Genomic DNA, 19,029 nt, shown 5'->3' with positions numbered 1-19,029 from the left:
GGCCGAGGCCGAGCGCGCGATGGCCGCCGCGGCGGCGCACGACCGCGCCCTCGGGCCCGGCGGTGCCCTCGACAGTGCCCAGGGCGGAGAGATCGAGGACCAGGTGGTCGCCCTCAGGGCTCGGGCGGAGTCCCTCATGCCGCGCTACCTCGTGCAGGTCTCGACGGCGGTCGAGGCCCTGTGCACCGGGGCGACCGACGGACCGCGATGAACGCGGGCTGGGTGGCGATCAGCGTCAGGGCGCAGGCCATGACGCGTCGACGCCTGGGGCGCAGCGATGTCGCCGTCCTCGCCGCAAGCACCTCGCTGGACGAGGGACTGTCGATCCTCGAGCACACGGCATACGGACGCCAGGTCCGACTCGGGCAGGACCTCGCCGAGGCACAACGAGGCGTCACCGCGGCGTGGCTCTGGAACGTCCGTGTGCTGGCCGGTTGGGGACCTCGGGGGGTGGTGACGGTGCTGCGGCCCCTGGTTGCTTCGCTCGAGGTCGCCAACACCCTTGACCACCTGCAGCGGCTGCAGGGTCGCGCTGCTCCCCCGCCCTACCGGCTCGGTGGCCTGGCGACGGCGTGGAACCGACTCGCGCTCACCACCAGTGCCGACGAGCTGCGATCGGTGCTGGCGGCCTCGGCCTGGGGGGACCCCGGCGACACCACCCCTCGCGCCGTGGGCTTGGGCATGCGCGCGGTGCTCGCCGAGCGGGTCGTGACCCAGGTGCCGTCAGCGGCCTCGTGGGCGGCAGGCGGTCTGGCCCTTGCCCTGGGCGGGCTGCTGGTCGAGAACGTCGCCCCGCCCCCCGCCTTCCGCACCTCGGCAGCACGCGTGCTCGGTCGTGCACCGCTGCACGCGTCGACACTGCGCGCGTTGGGCGAGACGCTTCCGGCTGGCGCAGCGTGGGCCCTCGCGGACATCGACACGTCGGCCGACCTGTGGCGGGCCGAGGCCCGCTGGTGGGGCCGGGTCGAGCAGGAGGCCCGCGTGCTCACGCACCACCGCGGTCCGGGGGCGGAGCGCGTCGTGGGCGCAGTGGCACTCATGGCCGTCGACGCCTGGCGCGTCCGCGCCGCCTTGGAAGCCGCGGCGAGCAGTGGCAGCACCGTGGAGGGCTTCGATGAAGTGGCGTGAGGCGTTGAGCCCCGTGGTGATGCTGCGCGTCGCACTGCTTGCACCGCGCCTGACGCTGCGCCAGGTGCTGGTGGAGGTCGCCGACTCCGGGACCGTGCAGCTCGACGCGCCTCCACCGGACCGGCTGGACACCCCGGCGGCCCAGCGACTGGCGCGCCTCGGGCGGTCCTCCGACCTGGCGCCGGAACTGTCGCACGCGCCACTGGACCTCGACCAGTGCGAACGGGCCGGACGTCTGGAGCTGATCGCCGGGGAGGCGATGCTCGAGGCGCGGTCGGAGGCCGCCTCGACTCGCGGACACGTTGCCGGACTGGTCGGGTGGATGCCGGGTGCGGCACTGCCTGCCCTGGCGGACCGGGTGGCCCCCCACGGCGGCGCGGTCGTCCCGCTCCCCCGCCCGGCTGGCGCCCAGCCGCCCACCCTGCTCGCGACGACCGGCGCCTCGCGTGACCTCGCTCCGCTCGTGCAGACCTATGCGACGGTCCCCTACGCGGATGTGAACCCCACGGTGCTGGCCGCTCTGGCGTACGTCGCGATGTTCGGGATGATGTTCGCCGACGCCGGGCACGGTCTGCTGCTGGTCGTCGCCGCACTGACGGTGCGGTGGGGCCGGTGGCCTCGTCTACAGCGATACCGGCCGGGCTGGCTCTTCCTCCTCGGCGCGGGCCTCGCGAGCATCGCGTTCGGAGTGGCGTTCGGTGAGGCCTTCGGCCCGACCGGGCTCCTCCCCGCGCTGTGGCTGCAGCCGTTGGCCGAGCCCGTGCAGCTGCTCGTCACCGGTGTCGCCATCGGTGCCGTCCTGCTCGCCGGGGCATACACCCTCGGGACGATCAACCGGTTCCGCGAAGGGGGTTGGCGCCGCGCGCTGTACGCCCCGTCCGGGCTGGCCGGCGCCGCACTCTTCCTCGGTCTCGCGGCCTTCGCCGAAGGGCTCTACGCCGACACCACGTGGCTGGCGGCGATCGGCGCCGTGGTCGCCGTCGCCGGCCTCGCCGCGGCATACCTCGGCCTGCTCGTCGCGGCCGGAGGTGGCGCGGCGGGCGTCATGCAGGCCGGCGTGGAGCTGTTCGACGTGGTCGTGCGGCTGGGCTCCAACATCGTGTCCTTCGCCCGGCTCGCGGCGTTCGGCATGACCCACGCTGCGCTCGGTGGCGTCGTCTGGTCGGCCACGACGGGCCTGTGGCACGACGGCGGGCTCGGCCTGCTGGCGGCAACGCTGGTCTTCCTCATCGGCAACGTCGTGACCTTCGCGCTGGAGGGACTGGTGGCCGGCATCCAGGCCCTGCGACTGGAGTACTACGAGCTGTTCTCCCGTGTCTTCGACGCCGAGGGCGTCCCGTTCCGTCCGTGGCACATCCCCCTCACCACCCAGGAGATCTGATGTTCGTCTGGCTTCTCGCGCCCCCGGTGCTGTTCGCCGTGGTGCTCTTGCTGCGCTCAGCCCGGCCCAGCGCGCACCGTGGCCTGCGCTGGCTGCTCGCGGCCAACGCGTTCATCATCGTCGCGGCCGCGGCGGTGCTCGTCGTGGCGGTCGGTGCCCAGCCCTCGCTCGCGGCGACGGACCTCACTGGCGCCACCGCCGCAGGCCCAGCCAGCGGCGCGGCGCTGATCGGGGCGGCCGTCGCTGTGGCGGGCTCTTCCATCGGCGCGTCCATCGCCGTCGCCTACACGGGATCAGCCGCCCTCGCCGCCATCAGCGAGCGACCCGAGCTGTTCGGCCGGGCCATGGTCATCGTCGGCCTGGCCGAGGGCATCGCGATCTACGGCCTGATCATCTCGGTGATCCTCGTGGGCAAGGCATGAGCGCGCGAGCAGCCCGCGGTGCCGCTCCCGGAGTGGTCGCTGCGCTCGGGGCGCCCGAGCAGGTCGCCGGGTTCGGGCTCGCAGGCGCCCGCGTGGTGCCGGTCCGCACCGAGCCCGAGGTGCTCCAGGCCTGGGCCGCTCTCGCTGACGCCGCCCTCCTCATCCTCACGCCGCAGGTCGCACGCTGGCTCGGCGACCGACGTATGGTGCGCGACGCACCGCTCACGGTGGTGCTTCCCGAGTGACTGCACCAACGCTCGCCGTCGCTCCGGCCGAGGCGGGACTGCCTCTAGGGCTGGCTCCGCTTCGTGATGCCCTCCTACGGGGTGCACGGGAGGAGGCCGAGCGGTTGGTCGCAACGGCCCAGGCGGAGGGTGCTGCCGAGCTCGCCGCGACCGAGGCGTGGGTCGCCACACAGCTGGAGGCTGCCCGCGAGCTCGGACGCACGGAGGGCGCCGAGCTCGTGGAGTCGGAGGTCGCCGCGACTCGTCGTGAGATGCGCAGCAGGCTCCTTCGCGAGCGCCGCGCCGTGTACGACGAGCTCGTGCGCCGAGCCGAGGTGCTCGTGCGCCAGCTGCTTGCCGACCCCGCGCGCCGTGCGGCGCTGGAGGCGAGGCTGCGCGCCATGCTCGGGCAGGACGCGGTCGTGACCGACTCGACCGATGGCGGCCTGCTGGCCCGGGATGGGTCCGGGGCCACGATCGACGCCTCGGTGCGGACCCTGGCCGCCGACGCCCTGGCTGAGCTCGACCTGGAGGACCTGTGGGCAACACCGTGACCGCTGGCGCGGTCGTGCGGGTCAACGGCCCACTCGTGGAGGTCGAGGGGCTGGTCGGGGCCGCCATGTCCGACCTCGTCGCCCTCGGCGACGAACAGGTGACGAGCGAGGTCGTCGAGATCAGCGGTGACACCACGACCGTCCAGGCGTACGAGTACACCGGGGGGCTCGCCGTGGGGGCACCCAGCACGCTGCTGGGGCACCCACTGTCCGCACCGMTCGGTCCACACCTGCTGGGTCGGGTGTTCGATGGGCTGCTGCGTCCCCTCAGCGACGCCCCCACCTGGCTGGCGACCGGCCTGGCGCGGGAGACCCCCCGCGAAGACGTGCCGTGGGAGCCAGCGGTCCTGGTCGGCGTTCGGGTCGGACCCGGAGACCTAGTCGGCTGGGTCCGCAACGGCGGCCTGCTCGAGCACCGGGTCCTGGTCCCCCCGGCTCTCTCGGGGATCGTGGACTGGGTGGCACCCAGTGGCCCGGTGGGTCCCCACGACGTGGTGGTGCGGGTTGCCGGGGTGCCGCTCGCCGTCACCTCGTCCTGGCCCGTCCGCCGGCCTCGCCCGGTCCGCGAGCGGCTGGTCGCGGTCGAGCCGCTCGCCACCGGCCAGCGGGTGCTCGACGCCGTCTTCCCGGTGGTGCGCGGTAGCACCGTCGCCGTGCCCGGCGGCTTCGGCACGGGCAAGACGGTGCTGCTCCAGCAGATCGCGAAATGGTGTGCGGCACAGGTGATCGTCTACATCGGGTGCGGCGAACGCGGCAACGAGATGGCCGACGTCCTCAGCGAGCTGTCGGCCCTGACCGACCCGACGACGGGACGACCCCTGGCAGAACGGACCGTGATCATCGCCAACACCTCGAACATGCCGATGATGGCCCGGGAGGCAAGCATCTACAGCGGCGTCACGGTCGCGGAGTACTTCCGTGACATGGGCTATGACGTGGTGGTGGTCGCCGACTCGACGTCGCGGTGGGCGGAGGCGATGCGCGAGTTCGCCTCACGGTCGGGGGCGCTTCCTGCCGAGGAGGGCTACCCCGCCGGCCTGTCCTCGGCCCTCGCCGCCTTCTACGAGCGCGCCGGACGGGTCGTGACCCTGGGCGGAGCCGAGGGGTCGGTGACGATCATCGGTGCGGTGTCACCACCCGGGGGCGACACGACGGAGCCCGTGAGCGCGTACACCGAGCGCTTCGTCCGCGAGGTGTGGAGCCTGGACCGTGACCTCGCCTACTCGCGGCACTATCCCTCCGTCGGGTGGTCGGGCTCGTTCTCGCGCGACGCCGAGCGCGTGGGGGCGTGGTGGGCAGGGCACGGCGACCCGGACTGGAGCCGTCGTCGTGCCCGGCTGACCGGCCTGCTGGCGGAAGCGGACCGGCTGGGCGAGCTGGCCGCGCTGGTCGGGGTGACCTCGCTCTCCGACCACGACAGGGTGACCCTGTTGGCGGGTCGACTGGTCCGGGAGGGCGTGCTCCAGCAGAGCTCGCTCGACACGCTCGACGAGTACTGCTCGGCAGAGAAGACCGCGGCCCTGGTCGACGCCGTGCTCGGCGTCGTGGAGGCCTGTCGGCGCGTCGTCGACGACCACCAGGTAGCGGCGGCCGACGTCGAGGGTGTCGACTTCTCGCCGCTGCTCCGGGCCGCCGCGGAGACCTCGCCCCACGACCACCTCGCCGTCCGCGTTCGTGGCGAGCACGTGCAGGCGACCCTGGAGGCCCTGCGATGAGCGCCGTGCCCGCCCAGCCGCTGCGCCTCCCGCTGCGGCACAGGGAGATCTCGCGGATGCGTGGCCCGCTGGTCGTGGTGAAGGCCGTCGAAGGGGTGGGCTGGGACGAGTACGCCGTGGTGCGCACGGGCCCCCACGACGGGCCGGACCGCCACGGCGTCGTCCTCGAGGTCAGCAGGGACATCGCCGTCGTCCAGGTGCTGGAGGGCACGGAGGGGCTGCGACCGGGCAGCACCTCGATCCAGTTCACCGGCCACCCCTTCCGGGTACCGGTCGGGCGCGGATGGCTCGGGCGGGTGTGCAACGGCAGGGGTGAACCGATGGATGGCGGCCCGCCCGTCACCGGCTCCGTGACGACGGCCGTGACCGGTGCCCCGCTCAACCCGACTCACCGCGAACCCCCGGCCGAGCCGGTGCTGACGGGCATCTCCGCCATCGACGCGCTCACGACCCTGGTCCGGGGGCAGAAGCTCCCCATCTTCTCGTCGGCCGGGCTGCCCCACCTCGCGCTCGCGGCCCAGCTCGCGGCGCAGGCCACCGCCGGCGGAGAACCGTTCAGCGTCGTCTTCGCGGGTCTCGGGCTCACCCATCCTGACGCCGACACGGTCCGCGCCACCCTGGAGGCCCGGCTGGGCGCCGGCGAGCTCGTCCTCCTGCTCAACACCGCCGACGACCCCGTGGTCGAACGCCTCCTGACCCCACGGATCGCCCTCACGGTGGCCGAGCACCTCGCGTTCACCGAGGGGCTTCACGTCCTGGTCGTCCTGGCTGACATGACGAGCTACGCGGAGGCGGTGCGAGAGGTCTCCTCCGCGCGCGGCGAGCTGCCCGGGCGACGCGCCTACCCCGGGTACCTCTACAGCGACCTCGCCTCGCTGTACGAACGCTGTGGACGGGTCAAGGGCCTCCCGGGATCGGTGACGGTGGTCCCGGTGCTGACGATGCCCGCGGACGACATCACCCACCCCGTGCCCGACCTCACCGGGTACATCACGGAGGGGCAGGTGGTGCTCTCGCGCGAGGCCCACGCACGCGGGACGTACCCGCCGGTGGACCCCCTGTCCTCGCTCTCGCGGCTCATGCGGCGCGGTGTGGGGGCCGGCCGCACCCGCGAGGGCCACGCCGAGATCGCCGGACAGCTCCTCGCCGCCCTCGCCCGCGCCAGACAGGTCCGGGAGCTCGCCGAGATCGTCGGCGCGGACGGCATCAGCCAGGCCGACCGCAGGTACCTACGGCTCGAGGAGACCTTCGAGCAGCTGCTGGTGGACCAGGGACGTCGCGAGCTGCGCTCGCTGGACCACACGCTGGACCTGTGCTGGGAGGTCCTGCGCATCCTGCCCCACCAGGAGCTGACCATGCTGCCGACCACCCTGCTCGACGCCCACCTGGCACCGCCGCCCGACCCGCACCAGGCCGTCGAGGGCTCCGACGACACCCAGCTGGACGGAGGCTGACGTGGCCGGCGTCCGCGGTGTCCCTCCGGGCCGGGCCGGCCGGCTCTGGTTGCGTCGTCGGCTGACCACGGCCGAGCGCACCCGGGGACAGCTCGACCGCAAGCTCCACAGCCTCCTCGTCGAAGGCCAGCGGGTGGCCATGCTCGAGGACCGGCTGCGAGCCGACTGGGTGCGCGAATGCGCCCTGGGGACGACGTGGCTCGCCCGCGCGGCCCTGCTGTCGGGACGCGACGGCATACGCCTGGCCACCGGGCCGGAGTCGCTCACCGCGGTGGTGGACCGGGCCACCACCGCGGGGGTGTCGTACCCCGTCACGGCGACCGTGTCGCGCCGTCCCTCGCCCGCGCCCCCTCACCACGCCACGAGTGCGCTGGCTCCCGCGGGCGAGGCGTACCTCCGCGCGGTCGAGGCAGGCGCCGCGTTGGCGGCGGCCGAGGCGGCCAGTCGACTCCTGGGTCGTGAGATCGCCCTGACCCGACGCCGACTTCGCGCGCTCGACAAGCGGTGGATGCCTCAGCTGCACGAGTCGCTGCGGCTGCTCGAGGGCTCACTGGAGCAGGCCGAGCGCGAGGACTGGGCGCGGCTGCGCAGGCAGGCCGACACGACCTTCGGTCCCTAGGGGCGCGGCGGACGGCGCCTCAACCGGCAGGCGTTCCGGACCCGGCCCCGTCGGGGTCCGCGTCCGGCGCGTGGGCGGCCCGGACTGCCTCGGCGGCCCGCCCTTCCCTGGAGACAAAGGCGCCGAGCTCCTCGATGGTGCTCATCAGCGGTGCGGGGAACACGACCGTGGTGTTCTTGTCGACGCCGATCTCGACGAGGCTCTGGAGGTTCCGCAGCTGGAGGGCCAAGGGGTGGGCCATCATCGTGTCCGAGGCGTCACCGAGGGCACTGGCGGCGAGGGACTCGCCTTCGGCGTTGATGATCTTGGCCCTCTTCTCCCGCTCGGCCTCCGCCTGCCGCGCCATGGCCCGCTTCATGCTGTCGGGCAGCTGGATGTCCTTGAGCTCGACCAGAGTCACCTCGACACCCCAGTCGACCGTCGTCACGTCGAGGATCTTGCGGATGTCCATGTTGATGCGGTCCGTCTCCGAGAGGGTCTCGTCGAGGGTGTGCTGGCCGACCACCTTGCGCAAGGTGGTCTGGGCGATCTGGTCGATGGCTGCATAGACGTTCYCGATGGCCACCACCGACTTGACGGCGTCGATCACGCGGAAGTACGCAACGGCGGAGACGTCGACGCTGACGTTGTCGCGGGTGATGATCCCCTGCGACTGGATCGGCATCGTGACGATCCGCAGCGACACGCGGCGGAGCACATCGACGATCGGGATGATGATGCGCAACCCCGGCTGTCGCACCCCGATCACCCTCCCCAACCGGAACAGGACCCCCATCTCGTACTGCTTCACGATGCGCAACGAGAGCACCGCACCGAGCACGACGAGGACGACGACGCCAGTCAGGACAGACGTGAGCACAGGGTTCATGTACTGACTCTTCTCCTCGCTCCCACGGGGCAGGAGAGCCTTTGGTCCCGAGGCCAGCCGAGGTGACGGGCGGCAGCCCTGGGACGTTGGCCCCTGCCAGGGCGTGGCACGCGGGCGGTAGCACTGAGGCATGAGGACCACCGCCGTTGCGTGCGCGTGCGCCGCAGCCCTCGCCCTGGGTGGCTGCGGGGGCAGTGGCGGGCTCCAGCCGTCAGCCAGTGCGAGCAGGCCGGGCGTCAGCACCACGGCTGCGACGTCCGGCGAGACCTCCTCGACCACCCAGCCGCGACCCTCACCCCTGCCGTCGACACCGAGCGCAGCACCGACGCCAAGGCCCACGACACCGGCGCCACGGCCCCCGACACCGGCGCCCAGACCATCATCGTCGACGACGCCAGCTCCGACCCGGACCACCCCGCCGACGGTGCCGAGCCTCCCGCCTGCCCTGCGGGCCGGGGTCGTCACCCGCATCCCCACGTCGGCGCGGGTGGTGGCCCTGACCTTCGACGCGGGTGCGGGCGGGCAGGGCGCAGCAAGCATCCTGGCGACACTGCGGGCCGAAGGAGTGCCGGCCTCGTTCTTCGTCACCGGGCGCTTCGCCGCGGCCAACCCGGCGACGACCCGCCAGATGGCGGCTCTCGGCCCGGTCGGGAACCACACCTGGAGCCATGCCGACCTCACCACCTTGAGCAGCAGCGCGATCGACCGTGAACTGACCCGCACCCGGTCGGTCATCCTCGCGACCACGGGACGGGATCCCCGACCGCTGTTCCGGTTTCCCTTCGGGGCCTACGACACCAGGGTCCTCCGCGTGGTGCACGCCGAGGGCTACGGCGGGGTCGGGTGGACGACGGACTCCCTGGGATGGAAGGGGACCTCGGGCGGCATGACCGTCGACAAGGTCGTCGCCCGCGTCCTGGCGGGCAGCACACCCGGGCAGGTGGTCCTGATGCACGTGGGAGCCAACCCGGACGACGGGACGACCCTCGACGCGGCTGCACTTCCCCGCATCATCACCGGGCTCCGCGCCCGGGGCTACCGCTTCACCACGCTGTCGGTCCTGCTCCGATGACGCGCGTCTCCCCCGGTGCCAGCGTCTCGAGCACCTGCAGCGCGTGGGCGGCCGCGTCGCTCGCCTCGACCTCCAGCGTCCCGACCCGGGGCGAGAGGTTGAGGTCGAGCATGACCTCTGTCGCGCCGAGGGCCGCGAGCTCGCGCAGGTCGGCCGTCAGCTGGTGTGCCGTTCCGCGGAAGGGGGCGCGTCCCGGCCCGGGGTCGTCGTCGAGGAGGTCGGGCACGACCCGCACCAGGATGCGGAGCGAGTTCGGGTCGCGGTCCGCCTCGAGCGCGCCGCGACGAACCATCGCGACGCAGTCCGCCAGGGTGGCGGGGTCCTGCCGGCTGCTCGCGATCCACCCCTGGGCGAGCCGACCGGCCCGCCGCAGCGCCGGCTCCGCAGAGCCTCCGACGAGCACCGGCGGATGCGGTCGCTGGACCGGGCGCGGCCCGACATACGACCGCGGCACCGTGTAGAACTCGCCGCTGAACGCGACCGGCTCCTGGGTCCACAGCGCGTGGAGGCAGTGGAGGTACTCCTCGAACCGGGCGCCTCGACGCTCCATCGGCACCCCGGCGGCGAGGTGCTCCTCCGGGAGCCACCCCATACCGATGCCGACGGTCAGCCGCCCGCGGGAGACGACGTCGAGTGAAGCCATCGCGGTGGCGAGGAGCGCAGGTGCGGTGAAGGGCGCGCAGATGGTGGCGGTGCCCAGCCCGATGCGTTGCGTGTGACCGGCCGCCAGCGTCAAGGCGACGACCGGGTCGAGGACACTGCGGTGGGACGGTCCGAGTCGACCGTCTGCCGGCCAGAGCGTCCGCTGGAAGGCCCAGAGTGAGTCGTAGCCGAGCTCCTCGGCCCGGACGGCGAGGTGCACCAGCGTGTCCGGCGTCGCCCAGCTGCCTGACACCGGCAAGCCGAACCCGAGCAAGGGCATCGAACCGGTCACCGCCCCACTGTTGCACTGGCGGTATGCCGGCGGCTGCCCGCTGTCCTCAACGGTGCCTCAACGCCGGTGAGCGACAGGTGACGAGCGCCCGCTCCGTGTGGTAGCCATCGACGATGGACCAGACCCTGGCACGGCGGCCCGCCGACGCCAAGGCCCCGATCGTGCTTGTCGTCGACGACGACGAGGCGATCCGCACCGTCGTGCGCTGGCAGCTCGACGACGACGGTTTCCGGGTGGTGGAGGCGGACGACGGCCCCTCGGCGGTGCGACGGATGCGCGACGACAACCCCGCCCTCGTCGTCCTCGACCTGTCGTTGCCCGGGCTCGGCGGGCTCGACCTCCTGCGAAAGGTGCGCGGCGGGGAGATCGGTCGCTCCGACACCCCCATCATCGTGCTGTCGGGGCGGAGCGGGGAGACGGACCGCATCATCGGCCTCGACCTCGGCGCCGACGACTACCTGGTCAAACCCTTCTCCCCCGGTGAGCTCGCCGCACGGGTGCGGACGGTGCTGCGCCGCACCAGCCCCGAGCTGTCCGGTGAGGCGATCGTCATCGGTCGCGTGCAGATCGAGCCCGCCGCCCGCCGCGTCGTGGTCGACGGCGCGGAGGTCGACCTGACCCCCAAGGAGTTCGACCTCCTCGCCTTCCTGGCGACGCACCCCCGCCAGGTGTTCACCCGCAGCCATCTCCTCGACCGGGTGTGGAACTCGTCGTCCGCGTGGCTGGGCGAGGCGACCGTGACCGAACACGTGCACCGGCTGCGGCTCAAGCTGGAGCGCGACCCGGCGCAGCCGGCGATGTTGCTCACGGTGCGTGGCATCGGCTACCAGCTGAGCGACCGCGGATGAGCGCCGCCGAGGCCCGAGACCGCGAGCCCGACACCCGCGAAGCCGAGCACGCACTGCGGCTCGACGACGCACGAGAGCTGCTCGACCGGCAGACGGAGGTGCTGGAGCTCATCGCCGGAGCAGCGCCGTTGGCCGAGGTGCTGACGCGGATCCTCGCCTCGCTGGAGCGCCTCATGCCCGACGCCCGGTGCTCCGTGCTCCTGCTGGACCGCGACCACGGGACCCTCCACCACGGCGCCGCTCCGAGCCTGCCACCACGCTACGTCGGGGAGATCGACGGCATGGCGATCGGCGACGGTGCGGGATCCTGCGGCACGGCTGCCGCCCTCGACAAGCCGGTCGTCGCGGTCGACGTGCGCACCGACCCACGGTGGGTGGACTTCCGGGACGCCGCCGACGCGGCGGGGCTGCGCAGCTGCTGGTCGACGCCGATCGAGGGACGTCACGGTATGCCGGTCGGCACCTTCGCGGTGTACCACCCCTACCCACATCGCCCGAGCGGTCGCGAGCAGCTGCTCGTCGACCGGTTCACCCACCTGGCCTCGGTCGCCATCGACCACACCGGTCTCATCGGTGACCTGGTCGAGAGCGAGGAGCGCTTCCGGCGATCGTTCGACGCGAACTCGCTGGGGATGGCGATCGTGGGCCCCGACCGGGCGATCGCCACGAGCAACCGTGCCCTGACGACGCTGGCTGGTGGCCGGAGTGAGGTGGTCGGCCGCAAGGTCGCCGACCTCGTTTCGCCCAAGGTCGGTTCCCTGGAGGCGAGGCTCGACGCCCTGGACCGTGACGACGAGGCCACCATCGTCTTCGAGGCACGGCTCCAGCGCGAGCCCCTTCCCGAGGTCGAGGTCGAGGTGTCGGTTTCCCGGCTCCATGCCCGTGACGGATCCCCTGCCCGCTACATCGTCAACGTCCTCGATCTCACCGAGCGGCGAGCAGCGGAGCAGCACCGTCGAGCTCGGCTTGAGGCGGAGACAGCCCGCCGCACCGCGGAGCAGCTGTCCCACGCCAAGTCCGAGCTGCTCGCTGCGCTGGGACACGAGGCGCGCACCCCCATCCAGGCCATCGTCGGGTTCACCGAGCTGCTCGGCACCATGGAGCTGGACGAGTCCCGCCGCAGGGAGGCGCTCGCCCACATCGACGCCGCCGCCGGGCACGTGATGGATCTCCTTACCGACGTGCTCGACCTGAGCCGGCTCGAGGCCGGCGCCCTGCCCCTGGTGCTCGAAGCAGTCCGGGTCCGCGCGGTCGTGGACGAGGTGTTCGGCCTCCTGTCGGCAGCTGCGGCGCGCCGGCAGGTCGCGCTGTCCCAGGCACTGGACGACGACGTCGTCCGGGCCGACCGGCGCCGCCTCCGGCAGGTGCTCCTCAACCTCGTGGGCAACTCCATCCGACACGGGGTCGTGGGTGGCCGCGTCGAGATCCGCTCCCGCTCCTCGAACCGTCAGGACTCGGTGCTCGTGTCCGTGGACGACGACGGCCCCGGCATCCCGCCAGACTTCCTGCCGAGGGTCTTCACGGCCTTCGCCAGGCCGGAGGCAGCGGCTCGACCGCCCACTCCGGTCGAGGACCTCACTGAGGAGAGCATCGGCCTCGGTCTGGGCCTCGCCCACGGTTTGATGGATGCCATGGACGGCGAGCTGTCCGTGGGTGCGTCCTCGCCGACGGGCACCTCCATGCTCATCCGGATGACGCGCGCGGCCCCGAACCCGTGACCCGGCAGCGGCGGCCCCCCCGAGCCCCGGGCCAGCAGGTGACGGCCGTGGTGCCGGTCAAGGCCCTCGCGCGCGCGAAGTCGCGCCTCTCGCTGCCCGACCGCCAACGGCAGGCGCTTGCCCTCGCCATCGCCCTCGACACGGTGACGGCGCTGCACTCGTGCCCCGAGGTGGCTGCGGTAGTCGTCGTGACCGCGGACCCGACGGTGGCCTCCGTCGCACGCCGGCTCCCGGTCCAGGTCGTCCCAGACGACACCGACGGCCTGGACGCTGCTGTGGCCGCCGGCGTCGCGGTCGCCACGACGCAGCGACCGGGCGACGGCGTGCTCGTCGTCCCCGCCGACCTGCCCTGCCTGCGCGCGGTGGACGTGACCGAGGTGCTCGCCCTCGCGTATGGCGCGTCCAGCGGCGCCTTCGTGCCGGACCGCCCGGGGACGGGCACCACCATGGTGGTCCAGGGGGCGGGCGGGCACGCGATCACTCGCTACGGCCCGGGATCCGCCGCTCGCCACGCCGACCTGGGGATGCGGGCCCTCCACGACGCACCCCTTCGGGCACGACACGACGTGGACACCGTGGACGACCTCCATCGCGCCACCGCGCTGGGCCTCGGGGCGAGCACCACCGCAGTGGTCGCGGCCGGGGGTGGGTGGTCGGGGTGGCTGGCTGGATGACAAGCGCCGTCACCCGTGGTCAGCGGCTGCCCACCCGGTGACGCCGACGATGCGACACACCAACACCCGGTGGAAGGGCTTGTCGGCGTACTGCGGCACGGTGCGAGCCAACCGGTCGGCGAGCTCCTCGGTCAGCGCGGCCGGCGGGTCCGGCACGTGCTCCAGCTGAGCACGCACCCACCACAACCTCGACCAGTCCTCGGTCTCCCAGTGCTCGACGAGGAGCGACCCACGCGGGTCGGCCGCCAGGTTGGCCTCGCGTTGCAGGCGCGAGGAGGTCTTGGGCTTGACCCGGTCGATCGGCACGCCGACGTGCCCGTCGGCGCTCACGGCATACACGACCGGCTGGGGGTCGGGTCCCCGTTCCTGGTGAAGGGTGCACAGCACGCCGTGCACCTGCGCCTCCAGGCGGGTGCGGGCCTCGTCCTCGCTCAGTCTCATCGCGGTCTCCCAGCGTCTGGCGGGCGGTGGTCGCTCGCGCCTCGGCCGGTCATGCTAGGCGGCGTCGATCATGGTGCGCTCAACGCGGACGGCACTGCCTTGACTCCCCGTCCGTCGACGGAGAAGTTGGCGGCATGAACCTCGCGACCTGGGTCGAGCGCAACGGACGACGGCTGAGGGGTCGACCGGCCCCGGCTGTGGGCCACGACGTGCGGACCAGCTGGGACCAGCTCGCCCTGCGCGTCGCGTCACTGGCGGCGGGCCTGCGCGACCAGCTCGCGCTCACGCCGGGAGACCGCGTGGCCATCGTCATGAGCAACCGACCGGAGTACCTAGAGGCCCAGTTCGCGGCCTGGCACGCCGGGCTGGTCGCCGTACCCGTCAATGCTCGGCTGCACCGCGAGGAGGTGGCGTACGTCCTGGAGCACAGCGGAACCTCGGTGGTGGTCACCGACGACGAGCACGCAGAGGTCGTCGGTCCCCTCGTCGACCGGGTGCAAGGTCTTCGGACGATGGTCGTCGCGCCCGGACCCGAGTGGGATCGGCTCGGGTCGACGAGCCCCATGCCCTTGGTCGACAGGGCGGCCCACGACCCCGCCTGGCTGTTCTACACGAGCGGGACGACGGGCCGGCCCAAGGGCGCGACCCTGACCCAGGGGAACCTGCTCATGGCCTCCCTCAGCTACTTCGCGGACATCGCGTCGGTGTCCGCGCAGGACAGCGTGCTCCACGCCGCCCCGCTCTCGCACGGGTCCGGTCTCTACGGCCTCCCCCATGTGGCCAAGGGAGCTGTCAGCGTCTTCCCGGCCTCCGGCGCCCTCGACGGACCCGAGCTCGTCTCGCTCCTGGCGCAGTGGCCCGGGATGTCGTTCTTCGCCGCGCCCATCATGGTCAAGCGGCTCGCCAGCGACCCTGCCCTCGCCGGCGCCGACCTCGCCGGCCTGAAGACCATCATCTACGGCGGGGCGCCGATGTACCTGCCGGACCTCGAGCAGGCCCTGGCCACCTTCGGACCACGACTCGCGCAGATCTACGGGCAGGGCGAGACGCCGATGACCATCACGGCGCTGAGCACCGCCGACCACGCGGAGCGAGACCACCCCCGGTGGCGGGCCCGCATGCAGGGGGTCGGCTTCCCCCGCACCGACGTCGAGGTGCGGGTGGTGGACGACGACGACCGGGTGCTGCCTCCGGGCGAACCGGGCGAGGTCGTGGTGCGCGGAGGTGTGGTCATGGCCGGCTACTGGAAGCAGCCGGCCGAGACACACGAGACGCTGYGCGGCGGGTGGCTGCACACCGGTGACGTCGGCAGCTTCGACGAGGACGGCTACCTGACGCTGCACGACCGGTCCAAGGACCTCATCATCAGCGGGGGCATGAACATCTACCCGCGCGAGGTCGAGGAGGCGCTGATGACCCATCCCGGCGTCCAGTCCGTCGCGGTGGTGGGGCGGCCGGACCCCGAATGGGGCGAGTCCGTGGTCGCCTTCGTCGTCCTGGCCGAGGGTGCCGACGTGCCGGTGGCCGAGCTGGACCGCACGTGCCTGGAGAGGATCGCCAGGTTCAAGCGGCCCAAGGAGTACCACGTCGTCCAGACGCTCCCGACGAACAACTACGGCAAGGTCCTCAAACGCGAGCTGCGCGGACAGCTGACTGACGGGACCCTTCCCGCACAGCGTTGAGCAAACCATGAGGAGGGCAGCTCTTGTCCGCGGCGGGGCCACCTTGTTGGGTGTTCCCAACGGCCGGATCGGAACTCGCACAAGGGTTTCCGTCAGACCGGGCCACGACCGACCCGAGGAGATGTGTGACCGATGAAGCTCGCCCTCTACCTGCCCACCTTCCGCAACCACGTCACGGTCCAGGAGCTCGCTGACCTCACCGACCTGGCCGAGGAGCTGGACTTCGACTCCGTGTGGACGCTGGACCGCGTCGTCGTCCCCGAGGCGTCCGACCGCGGGGAGCTGCAGTACTCCTTCGGCATGATGAAGGAGTTCCCCACCCAGCTCCCGGTCGAGGCGCGCGGAAAGTGGTTCCAGGGGTGGCCGGTGCTGCCGTGGCTCGCAGCGCGGACCGAGAAGGTGCGGATCGGGATGAGCATCACCAACACCCCGTTCCGCGGCCCGGGCGTGTTCGCGGCGGAGTGCGCGACCATCGACCAGCTCTCGAACGGGCGGCTCAACGTGGGCATCGGGTCGGGCTGGATGCCGGAGGAGTTCGCGGCGGCGAGTGCCGCAGACAAGTTCCCTCGACGACACGCCCACGTGCGCGAGACGATCGAGATCTGCAAGGGGATCTGGACGAACGAGCTCTTCGAGTACCACGGTGAGTTCGCCGACTTCGAGCCGTGTGGCTTCGGGCACAAGCCGGTGCAGGACCCGCACCCGCCGATCTACTTCAGCGGCCTGCGGGACCCCAAGCGCTCAGCGAACCGCGTCGCCAAGTACGGCTTGGCCGGCTGGATCGGCATCCAGGACACGCCGCGCGAGTTCACCGAGTGGCGCACGGCGATCGCGCGTGAGCTCGAGGAGCTGGGCAAGTCGATCGACGACCTCGACATGTGCAGCATGATCTGGTTCACGATCACCGACAGCGAGGTCGACCAGAGCGACAACGGCAAGGTGTCGAACATCCTCGTGGGTACGGCAGACCAGATCACCGACATGCTGAAGCGCTACAAGGAGGCCGGCCTGACGATGCCCCTCCTGTGGCCGCCGTTCGCGGACGTGCCGGTCTCGAAGACCCTGGACGACCTCAAGCGCCTCAAGGAGGAGATCATGCCCAAGGTCGAGGCCGCCTGACCGGACCGCGCTGGCACCGACGCCCGAACGACCCCCTGAGGAGTCAGGACACCATGACCACCCCTTCCACCCGAGACGGTGACCGCACCTGGCTCGTCGCCCTCGCCGCGTCCCTGTGGGGCATCTCGTCGCTGTGGCGCGGACCGCTCGCCCGGGAGTACCCGTCCCTGACGATCGTGTTCTGGGAGCACCTCGTGCTGACGCTGCTGACCCTGTGGTGGCTGGTGCCAGCCCTGCGACGCCTCGCCGCCTCGTCGGTGCGCACGCAGGCGAGTGTCCTCGTCATCGGCGCAGGCTCGTCGGCTCTCGCCACGGTGATGTTCACGGCCGCGTTCCGGCTCGGCGACCCCATCACCCCCCAGGTGCTGCAGAAGCTCCAGCCGCTGATCGCCATCGCGCTGGCCGCGGCCCTGCTCGGGGAACGCCTGCGACGCAGCTACCTCTGGTTCGCCCTGCCGGCGCTGGTCGGGGCCTGGCTGCTCGCGTTCGCGGATCCGCTGTCGGTCAGCGTCTCGAGCGCCCAGGCCGCGCTCTTGGCACTCGGGGCGGCGGCCCTGTGGGCCGCGGGGACGGTGCTGGGCCGGGCCGCCAGCGCAGAGCTGCGCTTCTCGGACCTCACCTCGCTGCGTTTTGCGGTGGGCTTCGTGACGCTGTCGGTGACCGCGATGGTCACCTCCACTCCCCTCGCGATCGGGGGCGACGCTGCCCTGAACATCCTCCTGCTGGCGCTCTTTCCCGGCCTCATCGCGCTGGCCCTCTACTACCGCGCGCTCGGCCGCACGCCTGCGTCCCGGGCGACGCTGGCGGAGCTCGCGTTCCCCCTGTCGGCAGTCGTCGTGGGGATCGCAGCCCTCGGCGCACGCCCCACCAGCTCCCAGTGGGTCGGCTTCGTCCTCGTGCTGGCCGCCGTGCTCGGCCTGGCGCTGCACGAGCACCGCAGCCCGCGACCGGCCGTCGCGGTTCCGAATGATGCCCGCCGGGCCCTCGAGGGTGCGCCAGCTGCCGCAGGTTCCTGAGGCTGCCGCAGGGCCCTGAGAGCGAGGAGCAGGTCGTGACGGAGTCGGGGTCGCCGAGAGGGCTACGGGTCGGGTACAAGGCATCAGCCGAGCAGTTCGCGCCCGGGGAGCTCGCGGGCTATGCGGTGCTGGCCGAGGAGTTCGGGCTCGACTCGGTCACGATCTCCGACCACTTCCAGCCGTGGCGACTCGAGGGCGGGCACGCACCGAACTCGCTCGCCTGGATGTCGTGGGTGCTGGCTCGCACCGAGCGGGTGCTGGTCGGCACCTCGGTGATGACGCCGACCTTCCGCTACAACCCGGCGGTCGTGGCCCAGACCTTCGCCACGATGGCGTGCCTCGCCCCAGGTCGGGTCCTGCTCGGCGTCGGGACCGGTGAGGCCCTCAACGAGGTGGCCGTCGGTTCGGTCAACGACGGCGACTGGCCCGACTTCAAGGAGAGGTTCGGCCGGCTGCGTGAAGCGGTCAGCCTGATGCGCGAGCTGTGGACCCACGACCGGGTGACCTTCGAGGGCGAGTTCTACCGCACCGAGGACGCCGCGATCTACGACCGCCCCGACCACCCGGTGCCGGTCTACGTTGCCGCGGGGGGGCCGGTGGTCGCCCGGTATGCCGGCCGCGTGGCTGACGGCTTCATCTGCACCTCGGGGAAGGGTCGCGAGCTCTACGCCGACCAGCTCGTGCCAGCGGTCGCCGAGGGACTGGACAAGGCGGGCCGCCGCCACGACGAGATCGACCGGATGATCGAGATCAAGCTCTCGTGGGACCCCGACCCCGCACTCGCGCTGGAGAACACCCGGTTCTGGGCGCCACTGTCACTGACCGCCGAGCAGAAGCACTCGATCCACAGCCCGGCCGAGATGGAGAAAGCCGCTGACGAGCTGCCGATCGAGCAGGTCGCACGACGCTGGGTCGTGGCGTCACGCCCCGAGCAGGTGGTCGAGGCGCTGCGCGTCTACACCGACCTGGGCTTCGACCACCTGGTCGTCCACGGCCCCGGCGCCGACCAGGAGCGGTTCCTCAGCACGTTTGCGGAGCAGGTGCTCCCCGGCCTGCGCGAGCTCACCCCCGCGGCCCCGAGCACCTAGACCACCGTGGGCCGCTCCCTGCGCAGGGCCCTCGCGGGGCGAGCAGACCTGGCGCCCCACAGAGACAGGCGC

20 protein-coding genes are annotated in these 19,029 nt (G+C 72.2%); 17 read left to right on the top strand and 3 right to left on the bottom strand.

Annotated elements, in window-relative coordinates; all coding sequences use genetic code 11:
* From AC1DX8_RS08110 to AC1DX8_RS08070, 9 genes are all read left to right on the top strand, one after another.
* Positions 1-211, top strand: a 211-nt coding sequence (locus tag AC1DX8_RS08110; protein ID WP_477629402.1) for a hypothetical protein, incomplete at its 5' end; no start/stop codon positions are given.
* Between the two features lie 38 nt (positions 212-249).
* Positions 250-1,128, top strand: a complete 879-nt coding sequence (locus AC1DX8_RS08105; RefSeq protein ID WP_477629401.1) for a hypothetical protein — start codon at positions 250-252, stop codon at positions 1,126-1,128.
* Entirely contained in the window at positions 1,115-2,509 is a 1,395-nt protein-coding gene (locus tag AC1DX8_RS08100) for a V-type ATPase 116kDa subunit family protein (RefSeq protein WP_477629400.1), read from the top strand. The genes AC1DX8_RS08105 and AC1DX8_RS08100 overlap by 14 nt, the downstream gene beginning before the upstream one ends.
* Positions 2,509-2,931: an ATP synthase subunit C gene (locus tag AC1DX8_RS08095; RefSeq protein ID WP_477629399.1), complete on the top strand. Its 423-nt coding sequence runs from the start codon at positions 2,509-2,511 to the stop codon at positions 2,929-2,931. The genes AC1DX8_RS08100 and AC1DX8_RS08095 overlap by 1 nt, the downstream gene beginning before the upstream one ends.
* On the top strand, positions 2,928-3,176 hold the full coding sequence (locus AC1DX8_RS08090) for a hypothetical protein (RefSeq protein ID WP_477629398.1): 249 nt from the start codon (positions 2,928-2,930) through the stop codon (positions 3,174-3,176). Before AC1DX8_RS08095 ends, AC1DX8_RS08090 begins: the two co-directional genes overlap by 4 nt.
* 104 nt (positions 3,177-3,280) lie before the next feature.
* Positions 3,281-3,709 carry a hypothetical protein gene (locus AC1DX8_RS08085; protein WP_477629397.1) on the top strand — a complete coding sequence of 143 codons (429 nt, stop codon included), beginning with the start codon at positions 3,281-3,283 and terminating at the stop codon, positions 3,707-3,709.
* Positions 3,694-5,424 carry a V-type ATP synthase subunit A gene (locus AC1DX8_RS08080; RefSeq protein ID WP_477629396.1) on the top strand — a complete coding sequence of 577 codons (1,731 nt, stop codon included), beginning with the start codon at positions 3,694-3,696 and terminating at the stop codon, positions 5,422-5,424. The genes AC1DX8_RS08085 and AC1DX8_RS08080 overlap by 16 nt, the downstream gene beginning before the upstream one ends.
* Complete coding sequence (locus AC1DX8_RS08075) at positions 5,421-6,878, top strand: V-type ATP synthase subunit B (RefSeq protein WP_477629395.1); 1,458 nt, start codon at positions 5,421-5,423, stop codon at positions 6,876-6,878. Before AC1DX8_RS08080 ends, AC1DX8_RS08075 begins: the two co-directional genes overlap by 4 nt.
* A gap of 1 nt (position 6,879) precedes the next feature.
* Positions 6,880-7,497, top strand: a complete 618-nt coding sequence (locus AC1DX8_RS08070; RefSeq protein ID WP_477629394.1) for a V-type ATP synthase subunit D — start codon at positions 6,880-6,882, stop codon at positions 7,495-7,497.
* Positions 7,498-7,516: 19 nt separating this feature from the next.
* Here the strand turns inward: AC1DX8_RS08070 and AC1DX8_RS08065 are convergent, their stop codons facing one another.
* A complete protein-coding gene (locus AC1DX8_RS08065) occupies positions 7,517-8,365 on the bottom strand; it encodes a slipin family protein (RefSeq protein ID WP_477629393.1) in 849 nt (282 codons plus the stop codon).
* A 424-nt stretch (positions 8,366-8,789) separates the two neighbouring features.
* Here AC1DX8_RS08065 and AC1DX8_RS08060 point away from each other — a divergent pair, with 424 nt between their 5' ends.
* Entirely contained in the window at positions 8,790-9,437 is a 648-nt protein-coding gene (locus AC1DX8_RS08060) for a polysaccharide deacetylase family protein (RefSeq protein ID WP_477629392.1), read from the top strand.
* On the opposite strand, the gene AC1DX8_RS08055 is transcribed toward AC1DX8_RS08060, so the two are convergent.
* Complete coding sequence (locus AC1DX8_RS08055) at positions 9,409-10,371, bottom strand: TIGR03619 family F420-dependent LLM class oxidoreductase (RefSeq protein ID WP_477629391.1); 963 nt, start codon at positions 10,369-10,371, stop codon at positions 9,409-9,411. The two genes, AC1DX8_RS08060 and AC1DX8_RS08055, sit on opposite strands and share 29 nt — an antisense overlap.
* Positions 10,372-10,484: 113 nt before the next feature.
* Between AC1DX8_RS08055 and AC1DX8_RS08050 the strand changes: the two genes are divergently transcribed.
* The 3 genes from AC1DX8_RS08050 to cofC are packed head-to-tail and all read left to right on the top strand — an operon-like array spanning position 10,485 to position 13,611.
* A complete protein-coding gene (locus AC1DX8_RS08050) occupies positions 10,485-11,219 on the top strand; it encodes a response regulator (RefSeq protein ID WP_477629390.1) in 735 nt (244 codons plus the stop codon).
* On the top strand, positions 11,216-12,937 hold the full coding sequence (locus AC1DX8_RS08045; protein WP_477629389.1) for a sensor histidine kinase: 1,722 nt from the start codon (positions 11,216-11,218) through the stop codon (positions 12,935-12,937). The genes AC1DX8_RS08050 and AC1DX8_RS08045 overlap by 4 nt, the downstream gene beginning before the upstream one ends.
* Positions 12,938-12,984: 47 nt before the next feature.
* A complete protein-coding gene (gene cofC, locus AC1DX8_RS08040) occupies positions 12,985-13,611 on the top strand; it encodes a 2-phospho-L-lactate guanylyltransferase (RefSeq protein WP_477629388.1) in 627 nt (208 codons plus the stop codon).
* Between the two features lie 9 nt (positions 13,612-13,620).
* On the opposite strand, the gene AC1DX8_RS08035 is transcribed toward cofC, so the two are convergent.
* Positions 13,621-14,052 (bottom strand): PNPOx family protein, encoded by a 432-nt coding sequence (locus AC1DX8_RS08035; protein WP_477629387.1) that lies wholly within the window; start codon positions 14,050-14,052, stop codon positions 13,621-13,623.
* 134 nt (positions 14,053-14,186) lie between these two features.
* On the opposite strand from AC1DX8_RS08035, the gene AC1DX8_RS08030 reads away from it, so the two are divergent.
* The 4 genes from AC1DX8_RS08030 (at position 14,187) to fgd (ending at position 18,957) form a co-directional block, all read left to right on the top strand.
* On the top strand, positions 14,187-15,734 hold the full coding sequence (locus AC1DX8_RS08030) for an AMP-binding protein (protein WP_477629386.1): 1,548 nt from the start codon (positions 14,187-14,189) through the stop codon (positions 15,732-15,734).
* Positions 15,735-15,866: 132 nt separating this feature from the next.
* Entirely contained in the window at positions 15,867-16,853 is a 987-nt protein-coding gene (locus tag AC1DX8_RS08025; RefSeq protein WP_477629385.1) for an LLM class flavin-dependent oxidoreductase, read from the top strand.
* Between the two features lie 53 nt (positions 16,854-16,906).
* Positions 16,907-17,869, top strand: coding sequence for a DMT family transporter (locus AC1DX8_RS08020; RefSeq protein ID WP_477629384.1), 963 nt, complete (start codon positions 16,907-16,909; stop codon positions 17,867-17,869).
* Positions 17,870-17,904: 35 nt separating this feature from the next.
* On the top strand, positions 17,905-18,957 hold the full coding sequence (fgd, locus tag AC1DX8_RS08015; protein ID WP_477629383.1) for a glucose-6-phosphate dehydrogenase (coenzyme-F420): 1,053 nt from the start codon (positions 17,905-17,907) through the stop codon (positions 18,955-18,957).
* The last annotated feature ends 72 nt before the right edge of the window (positions 18,958-19,029 follow it).

The organism is Pedococcus sp. P2_A3 (assembly GCF_056405035.1).
The sequence above is the reverse complement of the archived record's forward strand: the minus strand, read 5'-3'. Positions and strand labels throughout refer to the sequence as shown.

Excerpts from the sequence above, each read along its gene's own strand:
- AC1DX8_RS08105 (WP_477629401.1), top strand. The coding sequence starts at position 250 with ATGACGCGTCGACGCCTGGGGCGCAGCGATGTCGCCGTCCTCGCCGCA.
- AC1DX8_RS08100 (WP_477629400.1), top strand. The coding sequence starts at position 1,115 with ATGAAGTGGCGTGAGGCGTTGAGCCCCGTGGTGATGCTGCGCGTCGCA.
- AC1DX8_RS08095 (WP_477629399.1), top strand. The coding sequence starts at position 2,509 with ATGTTCGTCTGGCTTCTCGCGCCCCCGGTGCTGTTCGCCGTGGTGCTC.
- AC1DX8_RS08090 (WP_477629398.1), top strand. The coding sequence starts at position 2,928 with ATGAGCGCGCGAGCAGCCCGCGGTGCCGCTCCCGGAGTGGTCGCTGCG.
- AC1DX8_RS08075 (WP_477629395.1), top strand. The coding sequence starts at position 5,421 with ATGAGCGCCGTGCCCGCCCAGCCGCTGCGCCTCCCGCTGCGGCACAGG.
- AC1DX8_RS08050 (WP_477629390.1), top strand. The coding sequence starts at position 10,485 with ATGGACCAGACCCTGGCACGGCGGCCCGCCGACGCCAAGGCCCCGATC.
- AC1DX8_RS08045 (WP_477629389.1), top strand. The coding sequence starts at position 11,216 with ATGAGCGCCGCCGAGGCCCGAGACCGCGAGCCCGACACCCGCGAAGCC.
- AC1DX8_RS08035 (WP_477629387.1), bottom strand. The coding sequence starts at position 14,052 with ATGAGACTGAGCGAGGACGAGGCCCGCACCCGCCTGGAGGCGCAGGTG.
- AC1DX8_RS08025 (WP_477629385.1), top strand. The coding sequence starts at position 15,867 with ATGAAGCTCGCCCTCTACCTGCCCACCTTCCGCAACCACGTCACGGTC.
- AC1DX8_RS08020 (WP_477629384.1), top strand. The coding sequence starts at position 16,907 with ATGACCACCCCTTCCACCCGAGACGGTGACCGCACCTGGCTCGTCGCC.